This is a genomic window from Streptomyces sp. NPDC054765, assembly GCF_053612065.1.
The window spans coordinates 1-11933 of record NZ_JBSHBP010000118.1; the positions used below are offsets into that span (position 1 = coordinate 1).

General features: G+C 63.4%; 14 protein-coding genes and 1 pseudogene. 14 read left to right on the forward strand and 1 reads right to left on the reverse strand.

The window, feature by feature from the left end:
• Positions 1-127: 127 nt before the first annotated feature.
• The 14 genes and pseudogenes from ACWGJY_RS36510 to ACWGJY_RS36575 all read left to right on the forward strand — a co-directional run bounded on the left by ACWGJY_RS36510 (position 128) and on the right by ACWGJY_RS36575 (position 11427).
• Positions 128-1126 (forward strand): ribonucleotide-diphosphate reductase subunit beta, encoded by a 999-nt coding sequence (locus ACWGJY_RS36510; RefSeq protein ID WP_453265205.1) that lies wholly within the window; start codon positions 128-130, stop codon positions 1124-1126.
• Positions 1127-1210: 84 nt separating this feature from the next.
• Positions 1211-1471, forward strand: a complete 261-nt coding sequence (locus tag ACWGJY_RS36515; RefSeq protein WP_453265206.1) for an acyl carrier protein — start codon at positions 1211-1213, stop codon at positions 1469-1471.
• A 33-nt stretch (positions 1472-1504) separates the two neighbouring features.
• Positions 1505-2509 (forward strand): hypothetical protein, encoded by a 1005-nt coding sequence (locus tag ACWGJY_RS36520; RefSeq protein WP_453265207.1) that lies wholly within the window; start codon positions 1505-1507, stop codon positions 2507-2509.
• Positions 2509-3459 carry a diiron oxygenase gene (locus ACWGJY_RS36525; protein WP_453265208.1) on the forward strand — a complete coding sequence of 317 codons (951 nt, stop codon included), beginning with the start codon at positions 2509-2511 and terminating at the stop codon, positions 3457-3459. Before ACWGJY_RS36520 ends, ACWGJY_RS36525 begins: the two co-directional genes overlap by 1 nt.
• Positions 3456-3716: an acyl carrier protein gene (locus ACWGJY_RS36530; protein WP_453265209.1), complete on the forward strand. Its 261-nt coding sequence runs from the start codon at positions 3456-3458 to the stop codon at positions 3714-3716. Before ACWGJY_RS36525 ends, ACWGJY_RS36530 begins: the two co-directional genes overlap by 4 nt.
• Before the next feature lies 1 nt (position 3717).
• Positions 3718-4545 (forward strand): aminoacyl--tRNA ligase-related protein, encoded by an 828-nt coding sequence (locus ACWGJY_RS36535; RefSeq protein ID WP_453265210.1) that lies wholly within the window; start codon positions 3718-3720, stop codon positions 4543-4545.
• Between the two features lie 38 nt (positions 4546-4583).
• A complete protein-coding gene (locus ACWGJY_RS36540; RefSeq protein WP_453265211.1) occupies positions 4584-5252 on the forward strand; it encodes a 4'-phosphopantetheinyl transferase family protein in 669 nt (222 codons plus the stop codon).
• Entirely contained in the window at positions 5249-6670 is a 1422-nt protein-coding gene (locus ACWGJY_RS36545) for an NAD(P)/FAD-dependent oxidoreductase (protein ID WP_453265212.1), read from the forward strand. The genes ACWGJY_RS36540 and ACWGJY_RS36545 overlap by 4 nt, the downstream gene beginning before the upstream one ends.
• The gene (locus tag ACWGJY_RS36550; protein ID WP_453265213.1) at positions 6667-7257 is read left to right on the forward strand and encodes a pyridoxamine 5'-phosphate oxidase family protein; all 591 of its coding nucleotides are present in this window, start codon (positions 6667-6669) and stop codon (positions 7255-7257) included. The genes ACWGJY_RS36545 and ACWGJY_RS36550 overlap by 4 nt, the downstream gene beginning before the upstream one ends.
• Positions 7254-8069, forward strand: coding sequence for an SAM-dependent methyltransferase (locus ACWGJY_RS36555; RefSeq protein WP_453265214.1), 816 nt, complete (start codon positions 7254-7256; stop codon positions 8067-8069). The genes ACWGJY_RS36550 and ACWGJY_RS36555 overlap by 4 nt, the downstream gene beginning before the upstream one ends.
• Positions 8066-9388, forward strand: coding sequence for a cation:proton antiporter (locus ACWGJY_RS36560; protein WP_453265215.1), 1323 nt, complete (start codon positions 8066-8068; stop codon positions 9386-9388). The genes ACWGJY_RS36555 and ACWGJY_RS36560 overlap by 4 nt, the downstream gene beginning before the upstream one ends.
• Positions 9385-10341, forward strand: coding sequence for a 4-hydroxy-tetrahydrodipicolinate synthase (gene dapA, locus ACWGJY_RS36565; RefSeq protein ID WP_453265216.1), 957 nt, complete (start codon positions 9385-9387; stop codon positions 10339-10341). The genes ACWGJY_RS36560 and dapA overlap by 4 nt, the downstream gene beginning before the upstream one ends.
• A gap of 55 nt (positions 10342-10396) precedes the next feature.
• Positions 10397-10801: pseudogene (locus ACWGJY_RS36570) on the forward strand (IS5 family transposase); the annotation flags it as partial.
• Between the two features lie 80 nt (positions 10802-10881).
• Entirely contained in the window at positions 10882-11427 is a 546-nt protein-coding gene (locus ACWGJY_RS36575) for a hypothetical protein (RefSeq protein WP_453265217.1), read from the forward strand.
• Positions 11428-11498: 71 nt separating this feature from the next.
• Here the strand turns inward: ACWGJY_RS36575 and ACWGJY_RS36580 are convergent.
• A partial coding sequence (locus tag ACWGJY_RS36580) for a transposase (RefSeq protein ID WP_453265218.1) occupies positions 11499-11933 on the reverse strand: 435 nt, incomplete at its 5' end.

Sequence of the window (11933 nt, forward strand, 5' to 3'; positions counted from 1 at the left end):
TGAACGGGGCTATCCAGGACGGCTCCGACGCCGTGATCACACCAGACACCGCAAGATCATCTCACCTGTGACCAGCAGTTACGGGACAGGTCTTAGTCGAAATGACGCCTGAGAAGGAGGGCCCATCGTGGGCATCGAGATCGATGAACTCGACCGTGCCAGCCCAGATCCAGCGGCGCCAGAGACGCCGGTCGGACTGCCTGGGGCACAGGAGCTCTACGATCGCTGGGAAATCCAGCAATGGAGCGTCTCGAGGGTCGAGGTTGTCCGCGACGCACGACGCTTCGCGGAGCTGCGGCCCTTCGCACGACGGGAGCTGCTGACCGCGCTGGCCGAGTTGGAGATCGGCGAGTCCTGCGTCACCCGGACACTCAGCGCACTCGCCGACCATGCCCCCACCGAACCCGACCGCATTTACCTGTGCACCCAACTGGCGGATGAAGCACGCCATGTCCAGTTCTTCCAGCGCTATCTCCTCCAGGTAGCGCAGGTTGCAGCCACAGATCTGGAACCAGCCGGCGCACTGGGGCAGGCGTCCGGCTACGGTCAGATCTTCGAACCCCTACTGTGCGAAGCCACCGCCCGGGTACGGGAGCAACCTGGCGAACCTGCTGCCTGGTACGCCGCACTGGTTCACTACCACCTGGTCACTGAGGGGATCCTGGCAGCAGCCGGCCTGCGAACCTTGCGCACCATGGCGCGTGCCTGCGGGTTGCCAGCTCTTCAAGAGGGGCTGACCAACGTCTCACGGGACGAGGCTCGCCACCTTACCTTCGGGCTGTCCACCGCACGTGACGGCGTGCGCTCAGGCTGGGGTGGGATCATCGGCGAGACGTACCGGGAGGGTGTGGCCATCGGAGCCCGGGTGTTGGTCAATCCCATGCAGCGCTCACAAGCCCCTGTGATCCGCCAGGCCCTCGCCGCATACGCGGGCCAGATCTGTGCGCAATGGTCGATCGCGCACGGCCGAATGATGCGTCAGCTCGGGCTCATCGGTCTCGAGTCGCTGCGCGGTGAGCTCGAACTCACCTGGGGCGAAGCCTTCGCGGCGGCCTTCACTGAGTACCAAGAGGCCTGGGGAACCGAACATCCCGTCGCTCGTGCCCGGCGGCTTTCGCTGGTCTGACCATCGCTGCAACTGAGGTCAGGGTCGCTTCCCGCAATCCCTCGCCTGCACCGTCATTTCACTCATTACTCTGCTGGGAGAGCTATGTCTCTGTACGACGAAACCGTCACGCGAGTACGCGAAATCATCGGCGACATGTCGCCGAAAAAGGAAAAGAACCCGGCACCTGAACAGCACCTGGTCAACGATCTCGGGTATGACTCTGTTTCTCTGATGGAACTCGCGCTCGCGTTGGAATCCGATTTCAACCTTTTCGAGTTCGACGAGGAACAGGCCGGAAACATGGTAACCGTAGGTGACGTGGCAAATCTCATCGCCCAACTTGTCGTCGCGGCCGAGGTGTAATCGCCAAACTCGACGAAAAACCGAGAGGATCCCATGACGCCCTCCCCGGAAATCGACCGCTGGATAGCCGCCTTGGACGGCCTATTCACGGTCCCGGATGATCACCGAGTGGCCTATTTCGACAGAGTTGCGGCCCTCGACATGCTGCGCTGCGAAGAGGCCACGCTGGACGCCCTCATCAAGGTGGGACTTCCCTATCTCGGAGAGACCGGAAAGGAATGGTTCGACCGGTTCGATCTGTTCAACCTCGCTCTTGCCTCCGGGTCGGCCACGTCCGTACCGGAGATGGCCATCCAGTACGCGTTGCGATGGATGCACGGAGGCCCGCATACCTGGATCACTGAGCTCGACTGGAGCTTCGTAGTCGACCTGGAGTGCCCCCACCAGGAGTGCGGCGCCGACCCCCGGTGGTCGCATGCCCAGATGTTGCCAGAGGCCGTCGGCGGCCAGCTCCACTCGTGGCACGTTAAGCCGGAAGGAGCCCGGATCGTCGACGAACAGCTGCGGTACGAAGGACCAGGCCCACTCCAGTTCTCAGGTCACGTCTCAACAAGCGGAGAACTGATGAACCTGAGGTCACCGCAGCTGCGACGCATCATCGACGAATTCTTTGCTTGTGGCTACCGATGGGTCCGCCTTCCGGAACCATTGCAGTGGGAGTACCAGCGGCTGCTGAGCGCGGGAGTCTCCCCGTGTATCTCGGCGAGTCTTTTCCTGGAGAAGGAGTTCAAAGCCGCCGGATATGACGCCTTCACCCGCAGGGGGTGGCTCCTAGGCATGCTCGATCTCGCCCATTCCTGGGTCGAGGTCACCGACGACGACGGCGTGACCAAGCCCGTCGACCCGATCTTCACCTGGCTGACCGCGTACGCGGCCAAGCCACACCCCGACTTGGCCGCGGCCTCGATTGGTTCGCGTATGAACCGTCTGCTGCCGGCGGCGATGGCCGCGAATGGACGGATGGCGACGCACCAGTGCGGCGACCGGGACGTGGACCCGCGCCGCAAGACCGTGATCCGCAGAAAGGTAGCGTCATAGTGAATACCGCAGCGATTGACAACCTGAATGATGAGGGCGTACAGGCCGCCTATATGGCGGAACTGCCCGACATCCTCGGAAGCGACGAACGCTTCAAGACGATCCTTGACCGTCTGACGGCCATGTCCGAACGGGATTACTACGATCCCTATAAGCTCTTCCAGTGGCCTGAATCCGTCAAGGAAGACGCTTACTGGATGTCGCCCGAGCTTATGACGGTGCACAACACCGAAGTCGGCTCACATTTCGGCGAAGGCCACCTGCAGGCGCTGAGCAAGTGGGAGAGCATCAACTTCTACAGCCTGAATGTGCACGGAATCCGGGAGCTCCTGACGGAGATTATTGCGCGAATCCACACCCCGGGCTTCGAGGTTGCATCCGAGTACTTCCATCACATCATCGGTGAAGAGAACGACCATATGTGGTTCTTCGCTAAGTTCTGTCTCAACTATGCGGGCAAGGTGTATCCTGACCGGTCCATGACTTTTGCCTCCCCCGGCATTCCGCAGGCGGACACGTTCCTCCTCTTCTCCCGCCTGCTGATCTTCGAAGAGTTAGTCGACGTCTTCAACCAGAAGATGGGCAGCGACAAGCGCCTGGACCCCACGATCCAGCAGATCAACAGCGTTCATCACCAGGACGAGTCCCGGCACATCGCGTTCGGCCGACAGATCGTCGCGCTCCTACACCGTGATCTGCGCAAACGACTGGATTCCGAACAACTCGCGGTGCTGGAGAGCTACCTCAAGCGCTACATGCGGCACTCGGTGGAATCGCTGTGCAACCCGGCCGCCTTCCGCGACGCCGGCATTCCGGAACCGTACGCAGCGCGCCGTGCGGTACTTGCCGACCCTGCCTTCGAGGACTTCACCGCGCGCGTCCTGCGCAGGTCGACCTCGCACATGGTCGGCGAGCAGATCTTCTCTGACGAAAGGATTCCCGCGTCATGACCGACTCGACCCCCACACAGCAGACTGGTGATCTGGTGATCGACTTCCTGCTGGCTCGCCGCCCTGAACTAGGCACGATAGATCCGGACTACGACCTCATCGACAACCGTGTGATCGATTCCCTCGGGTTCGTCAACTTCCTTTACGTACTGGAGGAGCAGACCGGACGCGAGATCACCCTCGACCAAGTCTCCCCGGAGGACTTCCGCACGCTCCGCCGGATTCGGGAGAGGTTCTTCGATGCCACAGAGAGCTGACGTGTCCGTAACGAGCGCCGGCGGCCTTGCCGTCCTGGGCCCCCGCAACCTTGGCGTTCGCGATGCGCTTGACCAGACCTTCGCCTCTTGGGGGACCGCAGCGGGTGCGGACCCTATGGCCTACCCGCCACTCCTGCGTACGGACGATCTGGAAAAGCTCGACTACTGGAAGAACTTTCCACACCTGGCACTGCTTGCCGCCGGTGCTCGGCATGATCGGACGGAGCACCTGGTCGCAGCGGCCCCCTCGGAGATCCCTGGCGACCTGCTTGAGCCGGCGCAGTATGCCCTCCCCTCAGCGGCTTGCTATGCGGTCTACCTGGACCTAGCACAGCAACAGTTGTCAGCCCCTCGGAAGATCACCACGGTGAGTACCTGCTTCCGTCGTGAAGACCACTTCGATGGGCTGCGGCGTCTGCTGGGCTTCTCCATGAGGGAAGTGGTATGTCTCGGGGACCGGGAGACCGTTCTGGAACACGTATCCACGTTCAAGGAACGTATCCGTCTCTTCGCCGAGCGGTTGGACCTTCCGCTGGCGGTCCAGCCGGCGACCGACCCGTTCTTCGAGCAGGACGCCGCCCGTACCCTGATGCAGCAACTCTTTCCCGTGAAGGAAGAGTTTGTCTACGGTGATGGCCTGGCCATTGCCTCGGTGAACTTCCACCGTAATTTCTTCGGCGAACGCTGCGAGATCACCCAGGACGACGGTTCCCCGGTCTTCACCTCCTGTGTAGCTTTCGGCCTGGAGCGCTGGCTCGCCGCGCTGACGGACCGGTTCGGTATCGACTGTCCCGATCTGCCTGAGCGCATCCGCGCCGCAGCGCCATGAGGGCTCCATGCGGGCCAGCCCGGTGTACCCGACTGCGGATGTTCGGCAGGCCTGTGGAGGTGTGGCTGACCCGAGTGCCGACACGGGCCGCGGAGCCATCCACCGCGGAAACCTCGCTGTTGACGCCAGGGGAGCGAGCCCGTCGGGCAGCGATGTCCTTTCCGGATCGCCGGGCCGAATACACGGTGGGACGCGCCCTTGTCCGTCGGATGCTGGGCGCACGGCTGGGGCTGCCCCCGCACCGGGTGCCGCTGGGCGAAGATGTTGACGGCCGACCGTTCCTTATCGGTGAGCGGAACGGACGGCCACGATATGACTTCAACTTGTCCCACTCCGGGACCTGGCTGGCACTGGCCGTGTCGTCAGGCCTCCGTGTGGGTGTCGACATCGAGCAGGTGGTGGCGCGTGGCTCGGACCGCACGCTGGCCCGCCGTTACTTCACCGAGAGCGAGCGCGCACTGCTCAGTCGGGGATCGCCACGACGTTACCCGGAACGCTGGTACCGGATCTGGACCACCCGCGAGGCACATGCCAAGGCTCGTGGGGTCGGTATCCGCGGCCTCGCGGACCCCATGGACGGCCACGGAATCCGGTGGCAGCGCCGGAGCCTCCCGGTTTCACGCGGATACGCCGGCAGCGTCGTTGCGTTGGCTCCCACATCTCGACATGACCACTCACCTACGACGGACACGAGAGGCACGACATGAGCGAGCAGATCCCCGATCAGACCCGCGTGCTGGTGATCGGCGGTGGGCCCGGCGGTTCCACCGCCGCCACCCTCCTGGCCCGACAGGGCGCCGAGGTGACGCTGCTGGAGAGCGCAGTCTTCCCCCGCTATCACATCGGCGAATCCATCCTTCCGTCCGTACTGCCAATCCTGGACCTGATGGGCGCGCGGGAAAAGGTCGAAAGCCACGGCTTTGTGCGCAAGGACGGTGCCTACTTCGAATGGGGACCGGAAGACTGGGACCTCAACTTCGATCACCTCACCGGCGCCAACGGTTACAGCTACCAGGTCATCCGCTCTGAGTTCGATCACCTGCTGCTCGAGCACGCCAAGAGCGAAGGAGTAAAGGTATACGATGGCACCAAGGTCACCGAGATCGCCTTCGACGGGGAACGGCCTGTGTCGGCACAGTGGGCGCGCAGCGATGATCGGACCGAGACCGGCCGCATCGATTTCGACTTCCTCGTCGACGCCTCCGGCCGGGCCGGCGTGATGGCGACGAAGTACCTCAAGAACCGGCACTATCACGAGGCGTTCAAAAATGTCGGTGTCTGGGCGTACTGGCGTGACGTCCAGCCGCTCGACCGCGGTCCCAAGGGCGCCATCGCGGTGTGCTCGGTGCCCTACGGCTGGTTCTGGGCCATTCCGCTCCACGACGGCACCACCTCGATCGGGCTAGTCGCCAAGCGCAGCACCTTCTCCGACGAGCGTGAACGGCTCGGCAGCATAGAGGCGGTGTACCAAGATGCGCTGGCCCAGTGCCCGCGGATCTCCGAGATGGTCAAGGGCGCCACCAAAGTCTCGGACTTCAAGGTGGAGCAAGACTATTCCTACGTCTCGGAGCGAAAGTGCGGCCCGGGATACGTCCTCGTCGGAGACGCCGCCTGCTTCCTGGACCCGCTGCTGTCCACCGGTGTTCACCTCTCGACGTTCAGTGCGCTGCTCGCCGCCGCTTCCATCTCGGCGGTCTTCGACGGCGACTTGTCGGAGGAGGAGGCGATGGCGTTCTACGAGAAGGCCTACCACCAGGCGTACGAGCGGCTACTGGTCGTGGTCTCGTTCTTCTACAAGAGCTACAACCGCGAGACCCAGTTCTTCGAGGCGGACAAACTGACGCGACGCGAGCGTCACATGCTCAACCTCTATGAGTCCTTCCTGCACATCGTTACCGGAATCGAGGACCTGGACGATTCACGGGACGGGGAGGAAGCGCTGGCATCCGTCTCGCAGCAGCTCGCAAACGAGAAGAAGATCACCGCTGGCCACAACGAGGCCATGAATGCGATGCCCACCTCACCACGCGACGCCGTTGGCGGGCTCTACCTCGAGCTCGAGCCAAAGCTGCGAATCCGCCGGTCCGGTGCACCGAACGTGCCAGCAGCGGAGGCCGGGGTATGAGCAAGGTCTACGAGAAGATCGACCATCAGATTCGGGCCTGGATCCTCAGACAGCCCATGTTCTTCGTGGCCACCGCTCCGCTGGCAGCGGATGGACGGGTCAACGTCTCCCCCAAAGGAATGGGAGGCACTTTCGATGTCCTCGGCGAGCACCGGGTGGCCTACCTGGACTACACCGGCACCGGTGCAGAGACCATCGCTCACGTGAGGGAGAACGGCCGCATCACCGTGATGTTCTGTGCCTTTGAGGGCCGGCCCAAGATAGTCCGGCTATACGGACGCGGCAGACATATCCTGCCCGATGAAGCCGAGTTCGACTACCTACGTACGCACTTCACCAAGGCGCGTACGGCTGGCCAACGCGCGATCGTAGTGGTGGATGTGGAACGCGTCAGTGATGCCTGTGGCTGGTCCGTGCCACTGATGGACTACCAGAGCGACCGTGACATCCTCGACCGCCACCACGAACGTCGGGACGACGACTACTTCGACAATTACTGGCAGACCACAAACGGCCTCAGTATCGACGGACTTCCGGCGATGCGCGAGCCCGATAAGGCTGCCGTGGGCAGCGGGAGGACCAGATGACTGATGCACCCAGCTGGGTCACCCCAGATGTGGACACAGAGCGCCCCAGCATCGCCCGCCTCTACGACTACCTTCTCGGTGGACGCCACCACCTGGAAGTCGACCGTGAACTGGGCCGCAAAGCGATCAGGGCTGCACCCGGACTCGTGCTGCTGATTCGGGAGAACCGCAAGTTCCTGCGCCGCGCAGTGCGCTATGCGCTGGAACAGGGAATTGACCAGTTCCTTGACATAGGGTCGGGCATTCCGGCCCGTGGCAGTGTTCACGAAACCGTCCGCAAGTCCGGCTCCTCAGCGCGTGTCGTGTCTGTCGACGTCGACCTGGTGGCGGTCTCCCACGGGCGGTCAATCCTGCACGACGACCCGTACGCCACCAGCGTGCTGGCCGACTTCTTCGAGCCAGACGCCCTGCTCGCGGACGGCGAGGTGAGTCGGCTGATCGACTTCCGGCGGCCGGTCGCGCTGCTGGTGCTGAACGTGATCCATTTCTTCCCTGACAGCAAGGTGCATCCCGCCCTTGGCCACTACCAGCGGACCCTTGCTCCGGGAAGCCTGCTGGCACTGTCGGTGGCAACCAATGGTTCCGATGCGGCAGGCGCCATCGACTCCCTCTATCAAGAGGAGTACAGCGAATTCACTCTGCGCTCGCAGGAGGAGATCGCGGCGCTGTTCACCGGGTTCGAAACGGTGGAGCCGGGAGTTGTGTATCCGCCGTTATGGCGACCGGACAACCCGGAGACCGTAACGGCAAACCCTGAGCGTTACAGCTCCTTTGTCGGGGTGGGTCGCAAGTCGCGGAGCTCCATGCTGTGACCGCACAGTCGATGATGGTCCTTCTGGTCGATATGGCCCTCATCGTGGCACTGGCCCAGCTGCTCGGCAGGCTTGTCGAGCAGCTGGGCCAGCCCGCGGTCATGGGTGAGATTGTGGCCGGCATTCTCCTGGGGCCGACGCTGCTGCAGGGGGCGTTGTCCCAGACGCTGTTTCCCCCGGAGGTGGTCTCTGCGCTGTCGGCTCTGGCCAATGTCGGCGTGGTGCTCTTCATGTTCCTGGTCGGCTGCGAGTTCGAGCTTGCAGCTGTCCGAAGGCGAGTATGGGCGACTACAAACATCGCACTGGGGGCAACACTCGTGCCCTTCGGCTGTGGTGTGACCTTGGCGTTTGTCCTGTCCGGGCATCAGCCACCGGGCCAGAAGACCGCATTTGTGCTGTTCCTCGGTGTAGCCATTGCGGCAACGGCTTTCCCAGTGCTCAGCAGGGTCCTTCGTGACCGGGGAATGACCGGTGTCTCCGTCGGTCAGCAGGCATTGGCGAGTGCGGCGGTGGGCGACGCTTTGGTGTGGACGCTGCTGGCCGGAGTGGTGGCTATGGCCCACGGTGGCCGGAGCCACACTATCCGCCTTCTGCTCGTCCTGCCTTTCGTCCTAGTGCTCTTCGGCCTGGTGCGCCCACTGCTGCGGACCCTGTTCGCGCGGACCGGAGAGGCGATGGCTACTCACCGACGGGTCGCTGTTTTCGCCGGGCTGCTGGTGTCAAGCGCCGCCGCGCAGTGGATGGGGCTCGATGCGATCTTCGGCGCGTTCCTCTTCGGGGTCGCTGTCCCGAAGGAGAGCAAGAAGCTCCTCCACACAGAGGTCACCGGCACCGCAGAGCAGATGGCCGGCCTCCTGCTGCCGATCTACTTCACCGTGACGGGGCTGACGGTGAACCTGACAGCCTCAGGCATCTCCCACTTGGGAGAGTTGGGTCTCGTCCTGGTCGTTGCGGTGGGCAGCAAGGTCCTGGGAACCTACCCCACGGCCAGACTTCATGGTTTTGACCGGCGCCATTCTGCCGTCCTCGCCACGTTGATGAACACACGCGGCCTTACCGAGATCGTTATCCTCTCTGTAGGCCTACGTGCCGGGCTGCTGGACCGCGATATGTACTCCCTACTCATCGCCATGGCTGTGCTGACCACCATGGCTGCGGGGCCTATTTTGCGCCTACTGTACCCGCTCCAGCGGGTACACGACGAACTCGTCAAGGAAAGCCAGCACACCGAAATATCGAGTGACGGGGCCGGGCATAACCGAAGCAATGCCGCGACGGATGCACCCCGTCGAAAGATGCGAAAGAAGAGCCAAGTATGACGCTTTCCGTTGAGCACCAAACCGCTCGTAGCCAGTTCGGGCAGAACATCACCGCGATGGTGACCCCCTTTCGGGCCTCGGGTGGGCTGGACATCGATGCGGCGATCTCACTTGCCGTCCACCTGGCCGACGAGGGGTGCGACGGCCTTGTCCTAAACGGGACGACGGGCGAGGCCCCCGTCACTTCTGACAGGGAAAAGCGCGATCTTGTTCGGGAAGTGGTCCGCGCCGTTGGCGGACGAGTACGCGTGACGGTCGGGGTCGGTACAAACGACACCCGCCATTCCGTGGAACTGGCCGGCCAGGCCGCTGACGCTGGCGCGCACGGCGTCCTCACCGTTACCCCTTACTATTCACGCCCGGCGCAAGAAGGCGTCGTTGCGCACTTCACCACCCTAGCAAATGCCACTCCGTTGCCGATGATGCTCTACGACATTCCCTTCCGGTCGGGCATCGCCATCTCAGCCGACTCTTTTGCACGCCTCGCAGAGCATCCTCATATTGTGGCTGTCAAGGATGCTCGAGGCGATTTGCTGGGGGGCAGCGCCGTGGCGAGAAATACGGGCCTGGCCTACTACTGCGGTGATGATCCTCTCCTTCTGCCATGGCTCTCCGTAGGAGCGGTGGGGGCCATCAGCGTGGTGGGGCATGTAGTGCCACGTTTGCTCCAGGAGATGATCCGGGCGTTTACCAGTGGAGACACGCTCGGTGCTCAGGCCGTTCACCAGCGTCTGGTCCCCCTTTTCCAGCTGGTAGTACAGGTGGGCGGTGTGCCTTTCGTGAAAGCAGCCCTCGCCGACCTAGGCCGCCCAGTCGGCGAGCCCCGCCTGCCCCATTCCCCTGCTACGAAGAGCCAGCAGGAGGAGATCAACGCCGTCCTCGCCGAACTTTTGAAGGCCTGTGGCCCACGGACCCTTGAGCCGGAGGGAAGCCTTCGACAGCGAGTCGAGTAGGTGTCGTCGGAGGGGCCCTCGCCATTAGGTGGTGTCTCTTCGATCAGGTGACTCGTTGTTCCGGTCATGCTTAGCAGGGGGGAATCTGACAGACGCGGAGTGGGCTGTGCTGGAGCCACCGCTGCCGGTAAGCAATAACCGGTGGGGCCGGTGGCGGGACCACCGGCAGGTGATCAACGGGATCATTCACCGGCTCGGCACCGGGGTGCAGTGGCGGGAGCTGCCCAAACGCTTCGGGCCTTGGAAGACCGTCCACAAGCGGCATTTGCTGTGGTCGGCCGACGGCACCTGGGAGAGGCTCCTCTGGCACATGCAGGCCATTGCCGACGCGGAGGGGAACCTGGACTGGAACGTCAACGTCGACTCCACTTCGGTGCGGGCTCACCAGCACGCCGCCGGCGCCGGCGCGGCGTTCCCGTCATCCTCGACTGGCTGGCGTCTCACCCGGGCGAGGGATGGCAGGAGCGCTGGCTGGCCTCTCACGCGGACGCCGACCTGGGCTGGCTCAGCCTGGTTCCGGCCGGCTCCACCACCGGAGTGGTGCATCGACGGGCCACGAACGTCGCCGGCATCGCCAGCCTGCTGCTGAACCAGGTGATCCTGCCCAGCCACGGCTTCCTGGCCGCATACAGCTCGCTCACCTTGTTCCGGGATGTGTGGCGCTCGATCCAGCCCGAGGTCTTCGACCGCATCCTGCCGCAGGCCAAGAACGACGGCATGGTCGAACGGCGCCTCATCGAGGGCATGAACGTGCTGTCGAAACTGGTGCTGCACACCGGCCGTGGACCGGATCAGCTCACGCCCGAGGACTTCGAGGAGTTCCGGTACTGGGGCTTGGCGAAGAACGGGCTCCTCCCGCACGGCATCTACCCAGGGTGGGACCTGCTGCGGGGCGTCGGCATCCTGCCCAAATCCGTCTCCTACAAGGCCTTTCAACATCAGGGACAGCGGCCCACCGCTGAGCTGGTCGACCGCTACCATCTGCGCTGCAAGCCCGTCTGGGACGCGCTGGTCCGCTATCTCGAAGAGCGCCGGACGGGCACTAGAAGATTCATGAAGATCTTGGGTTCTGGCCTCGCCGCGTGAGCGGTGGGGCCAGACTCGTTTTCGTGGTGAGGGTCTGTAAAGTTAACGGTGGTTCTGGAGTTGTTAGTGAGTCAGCGGCGGGCGGCGGAGAGCCGACCGTCGAAGGTGATCTCGAAGGCGTTGAGTGCGGCCTTCCATCGCTGTGACCAGCGTTTGCGGCCCTGCCCCGTCGGGTCCAGGCTCATGACGGCCATGTAGACGCACTTGATCGCTGCCTGCTCGTTCGGGAAATGTCCGCGGGAGCGGACGGCCTTGCGGATGCGCGCATTGACCGACTCGATGGCGTTCGTCGTGCAGACAACTCGCCTTATTTCTGTGTCGAATTGGAGGAAAGGCACGAACTCGGCCCAGGCGTTCTCCCACAGCCTCACGATCGCTGGATACTTCCCGCCCCAGGTGTCACTGAACTCCAGGAACCGTTCCGTGGCGGCGTCCTCGGTCGGGGCTGTGTAGACCGGCTTGAGCGCCTTCGAGATCTTGTCCCAGTCCTGCCGGGCCGCGTAACG

What these genes read in the sequence shown, in the direction of transcription:
- ACWGJY_RS36515 (WP_453265206.1), top strand. Translation starts at nt 1,211, where the DNA reads ATGTCTCTGTACGACGAAACCGTCACGCGAGTACGCGAAATCATCGGC.
- ACWGJY_RS36520 (WP_453265207.1), top strand. Translation starts at nt 1,505, where the DNA reads ATGACGCCCTCCCCGGAAATCGACCGCTGGATAGCCGCCTTGGACGGC.
- ACWGJY_RS36530 (WP_453265209.1), top strand. Translation starts at nt 3,456, where the DNA reads ATGACCGACTCGACCCCCACACAGCAGACTGGTGATCTGGTGATCGAC.
- ACWGJY_RS36540 (WP_453265211.1), top strand. Translation starts at nt 4,584, where the DNA reads ATGTTCGGCAGGCCTGTGGAGGTGTGGCTGACCCGAGTGCCGACACGG.
- ACWGJY_RS36545 (WP_453265212.1), top strand. Translation starts at nt 5,249, where the DNA reads ATGAGCGAGCAGATCCCCGATCAGACCCGCGTGCTGGTGATCGGCGGT.
- ACWGJY_RS36550 (WP_453265213.1), top strand. Translation starts at nt 6,667, where the DNA reads ATGAGCAAGGTCTACGAGAAGATCGACCATCAGATTCGGGCCTGGATC.
- ACWGJY_RS36555 (WP_453265214.1), top strand. Translation starts at nt 7,254, where the DNA reads ATGACTGATGCACCCAGCTGGGTCACCCCAGATGTGGACACAGAGCGC.
- dapA (WP_453265216.1), top strand. Translation starts at nt 9,385, where the DNA reads ATGACGCTTTCCGTTGAGCACCAAACCGCTCGTAGCCAGTTCGGGCAG.